The sequence below is a fragment of the Falseniella ignava genome, assembly GCF_002847645.1.
In the GTDB taxonomy this organism is placed as follows: domain Bacteria; phylum Bacillota; class Bacilli; order Lactobacillales; family Aerococcaceae; genus Falseniella; species Falseniella ignava.
The window spans coordinates 1-1250 of sequence record NZ_PKHE01000040.1 but is presented as its reverse complement, the minus strand read 5'-3'; the positions used below and the strand labels follow the sequence as shown (position 1 = coordinate 1250).

Genomic DNA, 1250 nt, shown 5'->3' with positions numbered 1-1250 from the left:
CTTGAGTTGTAAAGTTAAATGCAACACTTTCTGTTACATGATTCGATGAACTTAAAATCTCTTTACTTCTTCCCCTAGGAGAAGAAAAAATTTAAATACGACATTGTTGAAAATACTCTTCTGATGAACGTAGCCCTATCACTTCTCTAATCCTTTTATTGATTGCCTGAGTGGCTTGATCGATATCCATTTCTGAAAAAAGATGGATGGATTTTCCTTTAGGGATGAATTCCCTCAACAGTTTATTGAAGTTTTCGTTTGAGCCCCGTTCCCAGGATGCGTAGGCATGACAAAAATATACGTCTGTATTGAGTTCAGACATTAAGGAGAATTCAGAACCATTATCAAAAGTTATTGAAGCAAATAGGTTAGGGTTATCTGCTAGAATCTCTTCAAAGGCATTTTTAACCGTTTGACTTTTATAGTCGCTGATTTTCTTAGTAATGGCATAGCGTGTTTTTCTCTCTACCAAGGTAATGATTGCCGGTTCATTTTTCGTTTTCTTCCCTTTAACCAGATCAGCTTCCCAGTGTCCAAATGTTTCTCTTGATAAGACGTCCTCTGGACGATCGGTGATACTGGTACCTAGGATTCTTTTGTTTTTACCCTTAGGGTTACTATGCTGGTTTTTTCTTGGTTTCAGACGATACATGACAGGTAAGTCATGTGGTTTGATAGACAAAAGACCTTGACGTATATATGAATAGACGGTTTTAAACGTTGGTATATTCTCTACAGGATGCTTTTTTCTATAAAGAGCTATAAATGTCTTTATGTTGTAGAGCCGCTGTTTACCTTTAAACAATCCTTTAGTGAAGGCATCCTCCAGCGCAGAGAAGAAAGCGCTCGAGAAAGAAACAATCTTTTTGCGGACACACTTTAAACGTCTATTTTCATAAACAGATTGACCGGAATCTGAGTAGTACACAGTGACTTTCTTATTATAGCCATTAATCTGCTTGATCTGTTCTACAGTGCCCCGATTAATTTCTCTATGGATTGTGGAGCGGTTACGTCCAAGGCGTCTGCCTATCTCTGCTTTACTAATATCTTCATTTAACCATTTTTCTATTAGCTGTCTTTCTTTAAAGTCTAAATGAGTAAATGATCGGTTCTGATTTGTGTTATAATTATTTGTGGACATGAAGATTCTCCTTTGCTTATTTTGTGGTGATTTAAGTATAACGAATCTTCATGTCTTTTTGTATTTCAGAAATTACTGAGTGTTGCAATTCATTTTACAACACACC

1 protein-coding gene is annotated in these 1250 nt (G+C 36.4%); it reads right to left on the bottom strand.

Annotated elements, in window-relative coordinates; translation table 11 throughout:
* Positions 1–91: 91 nt before the first annotated feature.
* Positions 92–1144 carry an IS30 family transposase gene (locus CYJ57_RS07685; protein ID WP_006701261.1) on the bottom strand — a complete coding sequence of 351 codons (1053 nt, stop codon included), beginning with the start codon at positions 1142–1144 and terminating at the stop codon, positions 92–94.
* Positions 1145–1250: the final 106 nt, after the last annotated feature.

Coding starts and splice junctions, on each gene's coding strand:
- CYJ57_RS07685 (WP_006701261.1), bottom strand. CDS start 1,144: ATGTCCACAAATAATTATAACACAAATCAGAACCGATCATTTACTCAT.